Raw genomic sequence first — 12608 nt, forward strand, 5'->3', positions numbered from 1 at the left:
TTACAGGATATTGTCATTGATGGGAGCGCAACGCTCGGTACCTGATAAACCGAATGTTTAAATCTGTTTACCTGTATGCCACTATAAAAAACGGAAAAACTATAATTCCATGGAATGGGTAAGTATTAAAAATTTAAACCAAAAACTAGTTAAAGGAAAGGAATATAACATGAGCCATATTGCAGCATTGAGAAAAGTCAATAATTTAAAACAAGAATTTGATTTAATAGAAGAAATATGGTCACCGAAGGTGATAGCTCAAACAAACGAATATAAGATAATCATATTACTCGCTGAGGGTGATTTTATGTGGCACACACATGAAGATGAAGACAAGGTGTTTATGGTTATTGAAGGTGAACTTCGTATAGATTTTAAAAATGATCACGTAATAATAAAGCAAGGTGAGTTTTTTGTGGTACCTAAAGGGGAAGAAAGTAAGCCTTCGTCCAAGGAATTAACCAAGCTATTATTAATAGAACCCTATATAATTGCGAATTCAGGCCAATAAATTATTAATAAAAATTGTCAGGTCGTGAATTCAGATAATAAGTGTTACGCGTGATTTGAGATGGAGGTAGGGAGAGCGGCTGATTAGCTCCCCCCTGTTCCTACCACCTACCAGTCGGTGCGGTCAATGTGCTGATTTTTAGAAGCGTACTTTCATACCGATACCCACTTCACGCGGCTCCAGCATGTATCCTGAAGTCCCAGCCTTACGATCGTTGTATTTCTGTGTCGGCGCACGTCTGTCAAAGATGTTATTTCCGTAAGCAAAGAGTTCCAGATAGTTGGTCGGATTATATGATAAACGGAGATTGGACACTAAATAGGAACTGACTCGCAACTCGGGATCGTTCTGGTCATTTGAGAAGTAACGATCTACGTAACGAAGATCGCTACTCAGACGAACTTTTTCGGTGATGTTCCAGTCAGTACCGATATTAAACATGTAGCCAGGCGCTTTAGCGAACTGTTTTCCCTCAAACAAGTTACCTCGATAATCGGCGAATTTTTTGATTTCGGTATGAAGCAATCCAAGTCCACCACGTAGGCGAAGATTGTCCAGCACACGATAATCGGCCCCCAGCTCAAGTCCATAGGTTACCGCCTTATCGGCGTTGACAAGGATAGAACCACCGTTAGGTCTGTCTTTCGTGTAATCCTCTACAGAACTCTGGAACCCCTTATAATCTGTATAAAAGATATTACCGGTTACCAGTAATCGATTATTGAGCGCGTTACCACGCGCAAACAACTCATAATTCCAAGCCTTCTCTGGAGCGAAGGTGTAATAGGAATGCCCAGAGAAATTCACACCTGTACCACCCGGCGCATAGCCTTTGCTTATCAGAGTACCGATGGTTATATCGTCAGTAACGTCATAGGCGAGAGAAACTTTCGGCAGAATAGCATGGAATCCTTTGCTATATTCATGATAAACGCCGGGCACATAGCTGGTGACCCCTTTATGCTTAACCAGGTCATATTGATAACGTAAACCGCCAGTCAGAGTCCATTTTTCCGCAAAACGCCTGGTAGTCTCTGAGAAAAGACCGACACTGGTATTAGTCAGATCGGCATCTGCCTTGCCCAACTGATTATCAAGCACATTCGTGGCCTTATCACGCGAATAATAGAGCCCTGTCACTCCACTCCAAATTGAATATTCATCACCAAAATTCAAACGTATTTCGTTGGAAACATTGTTCGAATCGCGATTTGCGATACCTGGAATTGCCTTCGTGAAAGTGTAACGGTACTTCGATGCAGAATATTGGAGCTGGTTGGAGAGCACCATATCGTTTTCGAATGTATATTGAAGATCTAAGATGCCGACATCACTGTTGGTCTTGGCTCTGTTGGTGCTTAGCGTCAAGTTATTCAAATCACGGTAGGGTAATGACGCCGACTCACTGTCAGGATTTTTTGCGGCCATATGGGAGTAGGTCAGTTTGGCCAACCAAGGGCTATCCAGCGGTTGCCAAAGTGCCTTAACGCGGACATCCAGATTTTCGAAATCTTTGTTCATATCAGAATCAGAGAAACTGGGGTTGGTATATTTAATGAACGTATTTCTGCCGCTGTAATCCATGGCGAGGCGTACTGCGAGATCGTCTGTCAATGGGCCATTGACAGTAAAGGAAGCACGTTTCTTTTGGTGGCTTCCGTACAAAATCTGCCCATCGAATTCGGGGGTAAAGGTGGGATCATTAGTCTTGACAATCACCGCACCGGCGATGCTATTTGCCCCCTGTGTCGTCGTTTGTGGGCCTCGGAATACTTCTACTGAATTCACGTCCCAAACAGGCCCTCTCCCCAAACTAAATTCAGCGGAGCTGATATAACGTCCATCAACACTGATGGTCGCTCGCGGTATGGGTTTGGAAAGAAAAGTATTCCCTCCTACGAGAGGCCCGTTTGTCTCAATACCGCGAATACTCGGCGCACCTGTACTGCTAGTGTAAAGCACATTGGGTGTACCCTGCAAAATATCAACGATAGTTGTCGCCTCAGGCTTACTCTGTATCTCCTGCCCGGAGATAACCGTGACTGAGCTTGACGTTCTCTGCAGAGATCTTTCTGTTTTTTCACCCGTTACCGTGATGACATCGGCGTCATCGCTCCCCGTTTTGTTTTTCTCTGCTTGAGTCAAAGCGGTAGCTTGTCCCCCCAAGGACGATAAGGAAAACAAAATCGCACTGCTAAGTAACACTTTTCTGCGCGAAAAAAGCAGATTCCCCATCTTTATACCAATAGGCGTGACTGTCTTTATAGATTTAATTCTCATTATCATTATCATTATCATTAACGTTCACAGGCTGCCAATATTATGTTAACCTTCACATTTGTCAATTGTATATTTGTCAGTTCGCTTCAAATACGGCAGCCACTGCAACGCACATTCTGCGGGCAGCATTAGTCCTCCTATGTGGCATTTAATGGATATTGGCTCGTATTAATGCATTGTGAAAAACGACAGCTCAGTTTGATAAAACGAGAAAATCCATGTTGAATATTGATTCAGGAAAGTTATCGCACGTATCTGACAACCGGAAGACTATCGCAGCGCATGAAAAAGACACCAGAGACACTATCAATAATTCAATGCCGTATGCAGATGTACCATTCGATCTTATTCAACAATCGTTGGGGATGACACCTGAGAATGACCTAATCTTCGACGTTTATATTCAGATTCATGCCAATAATGTGCTGAATGATGCCCTTAAAACCCCGCCTGGTAGCGATATACGCTACTGGCAAATCGATTCCGATAAAAAAGCATCCATGTTCGGTCTTAAATTCGAAATTATGGAAGATGTTAATGAACCACCCATTATGGATGTGATTCGGTCAGGGGCGGTTTGTTATCTGACCGAGCCATATAACCCTACTCCGCTCTGAAAGAGAAAACGTTATGCGATCTGCTATTACTGTCATATTACTGTGCTTGATGGGGACATCGGCCTTTGCTGCAACGCGGCAGGTCACGGATACTATGGGACGGGAAGTCGTTATTCCTGAGGAACCCCAACGTATTGTGGTGATGAGCGAGCCAGCTATCGGTCTGCCCCTAATGGAACTGGGAGTTCAACCGGTCGGCAGTTATGGTCGTTCGGAAGATGGCACCTATCAGTTTGGTGCAGATTTCGTCGATGCTGTGCTCGGTGAAGGATACACAAAACCACAAGGTATCAGTGCTGGTCGGGAGATCGATCTGGAAAAACTTTACGCACTTAAACCCGACCTTATTATTGGAACAGAATTCGATATCGACAAGGTAAAACAGCTTTCAACGGTGGCTCCTGTTTATCTGCAAAATTTCCTTTCTGGAAAATTCCATCATTTCAATATTGAAGAAAATTTGGCCAGACTTACCGGGCGTGAGCAGAATTTTCAAGAACGGCGGGATATGTATTTACAACGCGTAGCGGAAACGCGCGAACTTTTGCCGGAAAATCCGGCTAATAAGACCTATCTACCTATTCTTGTAACAGATCAGATCAATGTCGTCGGAGAAGCAACTGGTTTCACTCAAGCATTGGAAGATCTTGGTTTCACCCGCTTGAATCTCTCGGCACAAGGCGGTCTTTCTGCCCCCTCATCTCAATTACTTTTACAGTTGAGTGCCGACAAATTAGGCGAACTCAATCCGGACGTTCTGGTAGTACTCAACAGTTGGGGCAGCAAGGAGCACGATGAGAACGCTATTCGTTCCGCACTCGATCGGATTGTGCCTGGATGGGCTCATTATATGAAACCCGCTAGCGAAAAACGGATTATTTTTCTTAATGCAGGCAAAGTTTTTACCCCCACGTTTGCCAGTGCGGAACATACTCTCAGAGCCGTGGGAGAATGGGCTAAGACAAAGCAATAAAATGATCTCGTCCGCCAGAGGCTGTGTGAATGCAACTTATTTTTATACTTGCTCCTATTAATCAGGATTTTTCAATCAAGTGAATAAGTGATGAGAGAATTAACGTCAATGCAGGCAGCCTGCTGGGTTGGGCGAGAACTATTCCCGGAGGAAACACTTTGTTATTCAAAATATACGCATTATTCGGTGGCAAAAATCGCCAAATTACTGCGTATCAAATCTTGTTTAGTAGAATCCTTACCCACTATATCGATTCTATCTGTGTCTCCGGGTAAAAATGATAATTTCCTCCATTACTTGCGGGATTGTTGTTGCAAAACGGAAAAACGTTGAACGTATTACAGTCGATGTTGATTACATTTCGGCTCAGGACAAGATCATCTCAGGTTCATGTAATGGCCAGACACCACTGATGATGTGGGCGTCCATTCGCAGTCACTCGTTTGCCGATTGGCAGCGCCGCGCCACCACGGCACATCATCACGACAGTAGTAAAATCGATGCATTAATCAATAATGTCATTGCTGAATCGCGCCAGATAGTCCAAATGCAGGATGCTGTCATGTGAGAGGTAAAAACAACTACATTGGGGCTTACCTTGTGATTTTGGTATGCTAGCCAAATCATAACTATTACACTGTAATTTATTTTATATAAGATAAACTGAAGGAGCCTTTGGTGCTTACAGCAAAAAATATCACCGCAACTTACGGCAAGAAAACCGTATTGCATGATTTGTCAGTAGACTTTGCCCAAGGGCGCATCACTGCACTCGTCGGGTCTAATGGCTGCGGTAAGTCGACACTGCTGAAGTCCATCATGGGTTTCATCCCACTGAAAAGTGGAGAAATTCTGTTGGAAGGTAAACTGATTACAGGGATAGGTCGCAAAGCGCTGGCTCGAAAAATCTCTTATCTGCCGCAGGAATGCCACTGCCCGGATTACATGACGCTGGGAGAGTTGATCGAGCTGGCAGCTTGTGGGCGTAATTCGTTTTTCGGCGGGCCATCCTCGCGGGATCGCAAATTGTTTCATGATGTACTGGAAATCGTCGGCTTAGCCGATAAGGCAGGCTCTCAAGTCAACTCCCTTTCAGGAGGGCAACGCCAGCGCGCTTGGGTGGCGATGGTGCTTGCACAGGACACTGACATCATTCTTATGGACGAGCCAGTGAACCACTTAGATATCAAATATCAATACACGGTGCTTAAACTGGTTCGCGATCTCTCACTCCAGCACGGAAAAACCATCGTTGTAGTATTACATGATTTAAATCTAACAACGACTTTTGCCGATGATGTTGTGATGCTGAATACTGGCAACGTTATTGCTGCAGGTGCTGTCAATAAAACGATAACGGTAGATAATATCCAGCGCGTATTCGATATTCCGGCCGATATTTTCAGTTACAACGGTAGCCTTATCTGTCAGCCTTATCCGGGCATAAACCACCCTGGAAATCAGTCCGGAGTATGGCGATGAAATCCAGTCTGTTCTTTATATTCGCGTCTTTTGTATTGCTGCTGATCTTTTTTTCTAGTCTCTCTTTTGGCGTGAATATTGCGTCAGTTTCGCAAATTTATGCGGCATTAACACAGTCCGAACCGCAAAACTATGAGCAGGCAGTTATTTTATACCAGCGACTGCCACGGGCTTTGATTTCTGTTTATGTCGGTGCGGTGATGGCATGCAGTGGTCTCGTCTTTCAGGGGCTTATCCGCAATCCACTGGCCTCCTCATCAACATTGGGAATCAATGCCGGCGCAACACTGTTTGTCATAATAGGTGCAATCAGCTTTGAGTTCGATCTGACATTGCAAGGCATAGCAGCTCTTGTCGGCGGGTTATTCGGCTTTCTGTCATCTCTTGCAGTATCTCGCCTGGCGGGCGTTAACGGCGTTTCTCGCGACTTGCTACTGATACTGTCAGGCACATTAATAGCGATGCTTTATCTTGGGATAAGCAATGCTGTTCTTCTTGCCTATCCTGCATTACGAACCGAATATTTGAGCTGGTTAGCAGGGGCTATCAATCATGCCTATATCACAAGACTTCACCATTTCTGGTGGTTCGGTATACTGGCCTTGATGGTACTTTTATTACTGGCACGTCCACTGACACTTATTCTGCTCGGTTACGAAAAGGCGCTTTCGATTGGCGCGAATGCAGCACTTGTTTCACGCATTGCGCTGATTGCAGCCATAGTTGCATCCAGTTCTGCCGTTGCCATATGCGGTCCGATTGGTTTCGTGGGACTGGTTGTACCCCATATTGTCAAGCCTCTGGTTGGTCAGAATTTTATGCTGTCGCTGCCAGCTTGTGCTCTAACGGGGGCAAGTATCTGCTTGATTGCCAATCTCTGTGCGCAGACACTCTTCCAGCCTTATGTCATACACACCGGCATTCTAATGGATTTTTTGGGGGGATTGTTTTTTATCTGGATTATCAGAAAGCGCTATCTTTCAGCAACATCGGAGAGATCGTTATGAACTTCGGTCAGGCAACAGATGGACAAAGGGTATTACGTTTCGATAACGGATTGCAGATGCGTACCCGCGATATAAAAGTCGGTTTATGCCTATTTACCATCACGATCATACTCGTGGCTATTTCTTTAAACGTCGGGATTACGAACGTTGGTATACGTGAATTCACGCATATGCTTTTCGGATACTCCCTTGAGCACCATCAGTTTTATGCACTCTGGGTTGTACGAATACCTCATATTTTATTGGGACTGATGGTAGGTTGGTGCGCAGCCCTTGCCGGTGCTATTTTGCAGCCGATTGCTCGCAATCCGCTGGCCGACCCCGGCCTTTTTGGCATAAGTCAGGGATCTATGACGATGATCATAGTCTTACTGGCGTTTGTTCCTTCCGCACCTAAGATGTTGATCGTCCTTGCTGCACTAGTTGGCGGACTGATTGTTGCGTTGTTTTTGACCTTGCTCGTCGGCAATAATCGCGCAAGTGGCTTGGCAATTTTACTGATGGGGATTGCTGTCTCATCCGTTCTTAGTTCTGTCAGTTCTTTTCTTATTCTCTATCTTCCGACAGAGTTATCCTTGAATCTTGCTGGATGGATGCAAGGATCGTTGTTTCAGGCCAGTTGGTCAATTATTGCATCATTTATGCCATTATTCTTATTGAGTATTATCGGAATTCTGATCACTGGCCCCGCTTTAAACCGCTATGAGCTTGGAAACGAACTTGCTATGTCCCTTGGGGAGCCTATCAAATATTCCCGTCCGTTGCTGATGATATTTGCTGTCCTGCTAAGCGCAGCATCTGTCACTGCAGTAGGGCCATTGAGCTTTCTGGGAATATTGGCGCCGCATCTGGCCAGCTTTATTTCATCGGCCACAGGCCGCGCCCGACTGTTTCTTTCCGCTTTGGTGGGCGGCAATCTTGTCGTCACTGCGGATATTATGACGAAAACAGCACCCGCAGGAGTCTTTCTCCCTGTCGGGTTGAGTTTCACACTTATTGGCGTGCCCCTGTTCATCCTGACGATGCGGCTGAGCGCACTACGTAAACGCTGAATATCTTGGGCGTAATATCAATTTATTGAATTATGTATAATTACACCGGATGCACGACCAGTTAGTGAAATTCAGAATCTCGCAAATCAATGCGTTGCATGGTTTGCTACTGGAATTTGGTGAAACCGTGCATAAGGGAAGAGCTTAAATGATTGACAGGTATTTCAAAGAGAACGATGCCTGTCAACGGCTAGCCACCATTCCAGGTATTGGGCCAGTGATCGCCACAACTATTGTCAGCCGTGTTGGCGATCCTGGCCTGTTGTTCTTTATGGGTATACCTAAACAAGACGGCGTAATGAGACACGCCTTATAATCTTTATTAGTTCAGGTGTTTCATAGCAAATTTAAATACCATCAAATATAAAATCTATTGCAGCCTTAATCCGGTTACGGTATTGCGTGGCATCGCAAAATTTTGCACCCAAGACATGAACAGATATGCTTGCCAGCTCATGAGTCATTACAGCGTATTCTTTGTCGTCTATAAGTCTGACCAGGGGAATCATTCGATCTGGACGACGGTTGTCTGGATATTTTTCAATAGGCAGTAGTGGAATAACAATTCGGCGGTTTAACTGTCCTATAATGTCGCTCGTTACGTCCAGCAACAGCGGGTAAACGGCAGTTCTTCCAATATTATGATAAACGGTGAATTGCATAGTTAAAACGTCCTGTATTCATCACTGAAACAGCCATGTTCATCATGGAAACGGTTTAATGCCTCTAGAGCCTCCGTGTTCTCTTCTTGCCATTTCCTCGCCTCATAATGACGTAATTCAGCATCCAGAGCAGCGGAAAGTGTTGCACTAAAATTGATACCCGCTTCACGTGCCCGACTCAGTAAACTTCGTTCTATAGTCATTGTTACGCTCTGTGTGTTTCTTTGTTTTGCTGTCATGGCTTATCTCCATCATCAATTCCACGTGTAGGATACACGGGCATCTGCACGAAGTATAGTTCTAAAAAGCCAGAGGTTCGGTGATAGTACAGATACCGATATTTGCATTATCATCACACATTGTGCTCACGTTTTTACTTGCCATATGTATTGTCATCCCGGCCACAGTGAACGTCACCTGCCAGCGCGCCCAAACATGAGTAACAATTTGCGCGGTCGTGTGCATCAAATTTACCGTCAGATATGCAACTAATTCTGTCGTTTGTTCAGCAGATAAACGGCTTTCAGAGCCGCTATTTTCAGGAGCGAGTTTTTCCTCAGAGAAATAATCCTTCAGATTCAGGTGCGTTTGCTGATGAAATTACATGTCCATGATCTGAGATGAATGAAAAATCAAGCATCTTCAATTACGATAGGTATAGTGACTTTATTGGTTGATTTTATTTATATCTTTAAATTTTATTATCTACCCTTTTGAAGATTAATTTTAGTAAGGCTATATACCCGTCATTATTAAGGTACTAAATACCTTCAATAACGACGGGTATACATCACCGAATTTAACTTACAGACTTCTGAAATCACACTTATTTAATAGCGTTGAAGTTATATCATATCTATTGGTGCATACATTCGCTATATACCTCTTTAAGGCAATATTGATATTTTTTATGATGTTTAATATGCTTGGAACATATAATTAGTGCGCGTGCTTCGCATTGTTCAGATTTATTATGCAATTTTGCTTCTGTTGCAAATGTATTCCAGGATGTTAATAGCAGAATAGCTGTGCATAGAGTAAGTGAAGTCTTCATCTTGTACCCTCTATATAAACTTTAATATTTTCAATGTTTTTATTCTGTATCAGAATAAAAACCCATTTATCATAAATTCTCTTGGCTGAAATTCCAATCTATTTAGTGATTTTCTGGAGCTTCGTCTATGAATTATGTATTTAATAGATTGATTTTCTAAGTGATATTGCTATTTTTTTGGCGGAAAAACTTAATTGGCAGTGGTAATGGTTAGTCTCCTGACTCAATATGAGCGATACTATCCGATTTTAATCCCATTAATAAAAAAGGATAAATAATATAAAAATTAATATTATTTATCCTTTAAGCAAGAATAGGATTGTAACTGTTATTTATCTATTTTTTTCAGGAAGCAGGTTTTCAGGACTAATCCCTTAATTTTATCGGCATTGCATTCAATCTCATCTTCGCGGTGAGTCAGGCGGATGTTTTTGATCAGCGTGCCGCGTTTCAGCGTTTTGGAAGTCCCTTTGACTTTCAAGTCTTTGATAACCTGTACTGAATCACCGTCGTTCAGTAATGTGCCGTTAGAATCTTTGACTTCGATATCCATCTTATAGAATCCTCATGTTTATTTTTAAATCAAACAGGGATTATAGAGAGAAAAATGATTTTTTTAAAGGCTTGCGGGATTTTTAAGGTTATAACTTCTTTTTTTAATGTTTTTTCCATCAATAATGGGCATTGATGGAAAAAAAGCCACAGATGTGGCCTTAACATAATGAAGAATAATATTTTTATTTTATTGCTCAATATTTGCTTCGATAAGCCATAAAAATTTGTCGAGATCACGGGATGCTGCGGTAAACATATCCGCAGTGTCTTCATCTTCTGCATCAACAATCGCCTGACGGATATCATTAGCAACGACAGCATAACGATCTGCCAGTGCCTTTAGATGATCTTGTACACTATGAATACCTATTGGGTAGCTTTCCAGTGTGGTACGTTTATACACTTCTTGAACAGTGCCCAGCGCCGTTCCACTTAATTGAACAGCTCGTTCTGCAAATGTGTCAAAATGATCCGTAATGGAATGACGAAAATCATCCAGCATTTCATGAATGGCGATGAAATTGCGGCCACGCATGTTCCAGTGAGCCTGTTTAGTCAACATGGATAGATCGATAAATTGGGTTACCATATGATTTAAGGCAGTAATCGTTCTCTGTTTAATACCTTCATCAAGATTGTTTCGGGTATAAATCAGGCCAGAAGGTTGGGTTTTGATTAATTTTGCTGTATTCATCATAATGCTCCTTTAATTCTGAGTAATGAGTTATCTCATTAGATAGAATAAATTTAGTTGATCATCTGCCGGAAGTCATATTGCTTATCTCTATCGAATTAATAGTTATTATATTGGTCGGTAACATATTGATAATTTGTGAAAATAAAAAACCAGAGAATGAAATTCTTTCTCCGGCTTCAATAAATCATATCAATTTTTCTAAATTCATTATTCTATTTTTTCTATTTTAGTTTTTCGCTTAATAGTCGAAGTGGAGCCTATAGAAGCACAAATAATGCAAAAGAGAGCAATCCATTGAGTTTTTGTCAAATGCTCATTAAGGAAAATGATGCCTGATAATGCTCCTAATGCAGGTTCAAGGCTCATTAATGTCCCAAATGTTTTGGCTGGCAGGCGAGTAAGTGCAATCATTTCCAGAGTGTAAGGAAATGCGGTGGATAAAATGGCGATCCCCAGAGCAATAGGCAGCAGAGAAGTATCGAACAGTAGTTCAGGGCCAGTCTGTATTAATCCGATTGGGAAGAAGATAAAGGCAGCAATAAGTGAACCGATAGAGACTGTCGCGGCACCATAGCCCGCACCAGCACGTTGCCCAAAGATAATATAAAGTGCCCAAAAAACGCCGGCTCCCAGTGCGTACACAATACCGACAGGATCGAGTGTATTGATGCTATTCCCGATTGGCAGCAGGAAGCTTAATCCGGCAATGACCAGGGCAATCCAGAGAAAATCGAGCGGGCGGCGGGAAGAAAACATGGCCACCGCTAAAGGTCCGGTAAACTCAAGCGCAACGGCAATGCCGAGCGGAATTCGGGATAAGGACAGATAAAACAGATAGTTCATTGCTCCCAGGGAAATGCCATAGGCGAAAAGGGGGAGTAATGAAGAACGCTGAAATTTCAGTCGCCACGGTTTAAAAATCAAAAATAGAATAATCGTTCCTAATGCAAGTCTCAGAGCTGTGACACCAGGCGCACCAATGACAGGAAATAATGTTTTAGCCAGTGAGGCTCCAGCTTGGATTGATGTCATTGACAGTAACAATAAAATCACAGGAAGCAGTGGAAAAGAAGCTGCCCGATGTTTGGAAAGAGACATTTAAAAAAACCTCAGTTACAACGTATTATTTAAGAGATGCCATCTTCGCAGTGAAACAGATATAACTCAACAGTATTCTCAGTTGCATGTTTGTTAATAGAGAGTTTTGTGTCTTTACCAGAAGGTTTGACACATTGGAAGAATTCAGTGGGGGGGACTTGATCGTTTTAATAATTATATTATTTTGTTGGTGGAAATTTATACTAATTCATTGAAAATAACCGAGAGAATCTAATGATAATAAGAACGGCTACTATGCAGGATATTGAGGATATTTTATCTCTTTATAGTGTATTGTTCAGTGAAATGGCGGCATTGCAGCCGGATAGGATGCAAGCGGCTGAACAAGACAGGAATTTTATTGCTTCCAATATCAATAACGATAAGTTTCACTTATTAGTTGCAGAAGATGAGAATGGCAGCATCAGAGGTTTTGCTATTGCTCAAGAGCAAAAGACGCCTCCCTTTAATTGCCTGGTTCCGAGAACTTATGGTTAACGCGATGCTCGACTTTAACATCTTATAACGTTGGCTTGTTGAAGCCAGTCGCGTTGACTTTTACCTTGTTTAAAATTGGCAAAAATACCCAACGTGTGAGAAAGAAGTTTTCTAGCAATTCG

Annotated in this window: 14 protein-coding genes and 2 pseudogenes; 9 read left to right on the forward strand and 7 right to left on the reverse strand. The window is 42.7% G+C overall.

Going from position 1 to position 12608, the window contains the following annotated elements:
* Positions 1 to 169: 169 nt before the first annotated feature.
* A complete protein-coding gene (locus Xets_RS28250; protein WP_099131218.1) occupies positions 170 to 511 on the forward strand; it encodes a cupin domain-containing protein in 342 nt (113 codons plus the stop codon).
* A gap of 138 nt (positions 512 to 649) precedes the next feature.
* On the opposite strand, the gene Xets_RS28255 is transcribed toward Xets_RS28250, so the two are convergent.
* Positions 650 to 2746 carry a TonB-dependent receptor gene (locus tag Xets_RS28255; protein WP_187651098.1) on the reverse strand — a complete coding sequence of 699 codons (2097 nt, stop codon included), beginning with the start codon at positions 2744 to 2746 and terminating at the stop codon, positions 650 to 652.
* A 263-nt stretch (positions 2747 to 3009) separates the two neighbouring features.
* Here Xets_RS28255 and Xets_RS28260 point away from each other — a divergent pair, with 263 nt between their 5' ends.
* The 7 genes and pseudogenes from Xets_RS28260 to Xets_RS28290 form a co-directional block, all read left to right on the forward strand.
* A complete protein-coding gene (locus tag Xets_RS28260; protein WP_099131193.1) occupies positions 3010 to 3408 on the forward strand; it encodes a hypothetical protein in 399 nt (132 codons plus the stop codon).
* Between the two features lie 13 nt (positions 3409 to 3421).
* Positions 3422 to 4381 carry an ABC transporter substrate-binding protein gene (locus Xets_RS28265; protein ID WP_099131194.1) on the forward strand — a complete coding sequence of 320 codons (960 nt, stop codon included), beginning with the start codon at positions 3422 to 3424 and terminating at the stop codon, positions 4379 to 4381.
* 120 nt (positions 4382 to 4501) lie between these two features.
* Positions 4502 to 4949, forward strand: a pseudogene (locus Xets_RS28270) (hypothetical protein); the annotation flags it as partial.
* Positions 4950 to 5059: 110 nt separating this feature from the next.
* A complete protein-coding gene (locus tag Xets_RS28275) occupies positions 5060 to 5863 on the forward strand; it encodes an ABC transporter ATP-binding protein (RefSeq protein ID WP_099131195.1) in 804 nt (267 codons plus the stop codon).
* Positions 5860 to 6870, forward strand: coding sequence for an iron ABC transporter permease (locus Xets_RS28280; protein ID WP_187651097.1), 1011 nt, complete (start codon positions 5860 to 5862; stop codon positions 6868 to 6870). The genes Xets_RS28275 and Xets_RS28280 overlap by 4 nt, the downstream gene beginning before the upstream one ends.
* Positions 6867 to 7922, forward strand: a complete 1056-nt coding sequence (locus tag Xets_RS28285) for an iron ABC transporter permease (RefSeq protein WP_099131197.1) — start codon at positions 6867 to 6869, stop codon at positions 7920 to 7922. The genes Xets_RS28280 and Xets_RS28285 overlap by 4 nt, the downstream gene beginning before the upstream one ends.
* Positions 7923 to 7962: 40 nt before the next feature.
* Positions 7963 to 8178, forward strand: a pseudogene (locus Xets_RS28290) (transposase); the annotation flags it as partial.
* A 91-nt stretch (positions 8179 to 8269) separates the two neighbouring features.
* Here Xets_RS28290 and Xets_RS28295 read toward each other — a convergent pair.
* The 6 genes from Xets_RS28295 to rhtA form a co-directional block, all read right to left on the reverse strand.
* Positions 8270 to 8584 carry a CcdB family protein gene (locus Xets_RS28295; RefSeq protein WP_099131198.1) on the reverse strand — a complete coding sequence of 105 codons (315 nt, stop codon included), beginning with the start codon at positions 8582 to 8584 and terminating at the stop codon, positions 8270 to 8272.
* Positions 8585 to 8586: 2 nt separating this feature from the next.
* Positions 8587 to 8823: a type II toxin-antitoxin system CcdA family antitoxin gene (locus Xets_RS28300; RefSeq protein ID WP_187651096.1), complete on the reverse strand. Its 237-nt coding sequence runs from the start codon at positions 8821 to 8823 to the stop codon at positions 8587 to 8589.
* 61 nt (positions 8824 to 8884) lie between these two features.
* On the reverse strand, positions 8885 to 9049 hold the full coding sequence (locus tag Xets_RS28305; RefSeq protein WP_244208766.1) for a hypothetical protein: 165 nt from the start codon (positions 9047 to 9049) through the stop codon (positions 8885 to 8887).
* Positions 9050 to 9966: 917 nt separating this feature from the next.
* Positions 9967 to 10191, reverse strand: a complete 225-nt coding sequence (locus Xets_RS28310; RefSeq protein WP_074018355.1) for an alkylphosphonate utilization protein — start codon at positions 10189 to 10191, stop codon at positions 9967 to 9969.
* A 189-nt stretch (positions 10192 to 10380) separates the two neighbouring features.
* Positions 10381 to 10887 (reverse strand): DNA starvation/stationary phase protection protein Dps, encoded by a 507-nt coding sequence (gene dps / locus Xets_RS28315; protein WP_099131200.1) that lies wholly within the window; start codon positions 10885 to 10887, stop codon positions 10381 to 10383.
* A 210-nt stretch (positions 10888 to 11097) separates the two neighbouring features.
* The gene (gene rhtA, locus Xets_RS28320) at positions 11098 to 11988 is read right to left on the reverse strand and encodes a threonine/homoserine exporter RhtA (protein ID WP_099131201.1); all 891 of its coding nucleotides are present in this window, start codon (positions 11986 to 11988) and stop codon (positions 11098 to 11100) included.
* Positions 11989 to 12222: 234 nt separating this feature from the next.
* Between rhtA and Xets_RS28325 the strand changes: the two genes are divergently transcribed.
* Positions 12223 to 12486: a GNAT family N-acetyltransferase gene (locus Xets_RS28325; RefSeq protein WP_255430551.1), complete on the forward strand. Its 264-nt coding sequence runs from the start codon at positions 12223 to 12225 to the stop codon at positions 12484 to 12486.
* Positions 12487 to 12608 lie beyond the last annotated feature (122 nt).

The sequence above is a fragment of the Xenorhabdus sp. TS4 genome (genome assembly GCF_014467265.1).
In the GTDB taxonomy this organism is placed as follows: domain Bacteria; phylum Pseudomonadota; class Gammaproteobacteria; order Enterobacterales; family Enterobacteriaceae; genus Xenorhabdus; species Xenorhabdus ehlersii.

Bases quoted from the DNA above. Each gene is read 5' to 3' on its own strand.
- Xets_RS28295 (WP_099131198.1), bottom strand. From the start codon at position 8,584: ATGCAATTCACCGTTTATCATAATATTGGAAGAACTGCCGTTTACCCG.
- Xets_RS28260 (WP_099131193.1), top strand. From the start codon at position 3,010: ATGTTGAATATTGATTCAGGAAAGTTATCGCACGTATCTGACAACCGG.
- dps (WP_099131200.1), bottom strand. From the start codon at position 10,887: ATGAATACAGCAAAATTAATCAAAACCCAACCTTCTGGCCTGATTTAT.
- Xets_RS28255 (WP_187651098.1), bottom strand. From the start codon at position 2,746: ATGGGGAATCTGCTTTTTTCGCGCAGAAAAGTGTTACTTAGCAGTGCG.
- Xets_RS28280 (WP_187651097.1), top strand. From the start codon at position 5,860: ATGAAATCCAGTCTGTTCTTTATATTCGCGTCTTTTGTATTGCTGCTG.
- Xets_RS28265 (WP_099131194.1), top strand. From the start codon at position 3,422: ATGCGATCTGCTATTACTGTCATATTACTGTGCTTGATGGGGACATCG.
- Xets_RS28305 (WP_244208766.1), bottom strand. From the start codon at position 9,049: ATGCACACGACCGCGCAAATTGTTACTCATGTTTGGGCGCGCTGGCAG.
- Xets_RS28250 (WP_099131218.1), top strand. From the start codon at position 170: ATGAGCCATATTGCAGCATTGAGAAAAGTCAATAATTTAAAACAAGAA.
- rhtA (WP_099131201.1), bottom strand. From the start codon at position 11,988: ATGTCTCTTTCCAAACATCGGGCAGCTTCTTTTCCACTGCTTCCTGTG.
- Xets_RS28325 (WP_255430551.1), top strand. From the start codon at position 12,223: ATGATAATAAGAACGGCTACTATGCAGGATATTGAGGATATTTTATCT.
- Xets_RS28300 (WP_187651096.1), bottom strand. From the start codon at position 8,823: ATGACAGCAAAACAAAGAAACACACAGAGCGTAACAATGACTATAGAA.
- Xets_RS28285 (WP_099131197.1), top strand. From the start codon at position 6,867: ATGAACTTCGGTCAGGCAACAGATGGACAAAGGGTATTACGTTTCGAT.
- Xets_RS28310 (WP_074018355.1), bottom strand. From the start codon at position 10,191: ATGGATATCGAAGTCAAAGATTCTAACGGCACATTACTGAACGACGGT.